At 65.8% G+C, this 1,068-nt stretch carries 2 protein-coding genes; both read left to right on the forward strand.

Going from position 1 to position 1,068, the window contains the following annotated elements; translation table 11 throughout:
• A partial coding sequence (locus tag EOA36_RS35995) for an ArsC/Spx/MgsR family protein (RefSeq protein WP_127281285.1) occupies nt 1-363 on the forward strand: 363 nt, incomplete at its 5' end.
• Nucleotides 344-1,068: MFS transporter (locus EOA36_RS36000; RefSeq protein ID WP_245464568.1), on the forward strand; the 725-nt coding region annotated here is incomplete at its 3' end. The genes EOA36_RS35995 and EOA36_RS36000, both read left to right, overlap by 20 nt.

A 1,068-nucleotide genomic window follows, 5' to 3' on the forward strand; every position in this document is an offset into this window, starting at 1 on the left:
CTTGCCATGATCAGGGCGAGCGGCGAGGAGCCGGTGGTCATCGAATATCTGGAACATCCGCCCAGCCGGGACCGCCTGCGCCAGCTTATCGCCGCCATGGGAATTCCGCTGCGCGCCTTGCTGCGCGAAAAGGGCACTCCCTATGCCGAGCTTGGCCTGGCTGATCCCAAATGGAGCGACGAGCAGCTGCTCGATGCCATGCTGAGGCATCCGATCCTGATCAACCGGCCGATCGTCGAGACGCCAAAGGGGACGCGGCTGTGCCGGCCGTCCGAGCTTGTGCTCGACCTGCTTGACCATCCGGTGACCCACTTCACCAAGGAAGATGGCCGGGTGGTGACCGGTGACCGTGGCATCAAGTAATCGGGGCCTTTCCGAGCTCGATGCCTCGGAACGCGCGCCGATAGCCGCGATTGCCGCCCTTGGGGTCACCCAGATCATCGGCTACGGCACGCTCTATTACAGCTTCAGCATCCTCGCCGCCGACATGGCCAGGGATTTGGGATGGCCAACCGAATGGATTTTCGGCGCGCTTTCGGCCGCCTTGCTGATCGGTGGCCTGACCGCGCCCTGGCTGGGGCGCTGGATCGACCGCTTCGGCGCCGGAAAAATCATGACCGCCGGCTCGGTGCTGGCCGCGGCGGCACTCGCCGGCATCGCCAGTGCTCCCACCGCCGTGGCCTTCGTGGCGGCGCTGATCGTCCTCGAAGTGGCATCGAACCTGGTGCAGTACGGCGCCGCCTTCGCGCTGCTGGTGCAGATCAGGCCGCATGCCGCGCAACGCAGCATTACCTACCTCACCCTCATTGCCGGCTTCGCATCGACCGTGTTCTGGCCGATCACGTCGGCCCTGCACGCGCATATGCCGTGGCAGAGCGTCTATCTTGTCTTCGCGGGGCTGAACCTGCTTGTCTGCCTGCCGCTGCACGCCTGGCTCTCGCATGGGCTGGCCAAGGGCAGGCGGTCGGCAAGCGCGCCGCCACGGCATATCAAGGGATCGCTTCCCGCCCCGGCGCGGCCGCTCGGCCTTGCGCTGATGGTCATTGCCTTCTCGCTGCAGAACCTGAT

Source organism: Mesorhizobium sp. M8A.F.Ca.ET.021.01.1.1 (assembly GCF_003998025.1).
GTDB lineage: Bacteria > Pseudomonadota > Alphaproteobacteria > Rhizobiales > Rhizobiaceae > Mesorhizobium.